Origin of the sequence: Streptomyces glaucescens (genome assembly GCF_002154375.1) — a bacterium.
Taxonomy (GTDB): Bacteria; Actinomycetota; Actinomycetes; order Streptomycetales; family Streptomycetaceae; genus Streptomyces; species Streptomyces glaucescens.
The window spans coordinates 1-283 of record NZ_MUND01001018.1 but is presented as its reverse complement, the minus strand read 5'-3'; the positions used below and the strand labels follow the sequence as shown (position 1 = coordinate 283).

1 protein-coding gene is annotated in these 283 nt (G+C 76.3%); it reads left to right on the top strand.

Features of this window, described 5'->3' with window-relative positions; all coding sequences use genetic code 11:
- Positions 1-283, top strand: a 283-nt coding sequence (locus tag CCN42_RS45455) for a protein kinase domain-containing protein (protein WP_245877696.1), incomplete at both ends; no start/stop codon positions are given.

Here is a 283-nt window from a genome sequence, read left to right as displayed (position 1 = left end):
GGCCCGATCACCCCGCGGCGGGCGGCGCACATCGGCGCGGAGGTGCTGGCCGCGCTGCGGGCCGCACACGCGGCGGGCGTGCTGCACCGGGATGTGAAGCCGGCGAACGTGCTGCTGTCGAACGACGGCCGGGTGGTGCTCACCGACTTCGGGATCGCCATGGTCGAGGGCAGCTCCGCGCTGACCATGACCGGCGAGGTGGTCGGCTCGCCGGAGTTCCTCGCCCCGGAGCGGGCGCTGGGCCGCACGCCCGGCCCCGAGTCCGACCTGTGGTCGCTCGGCG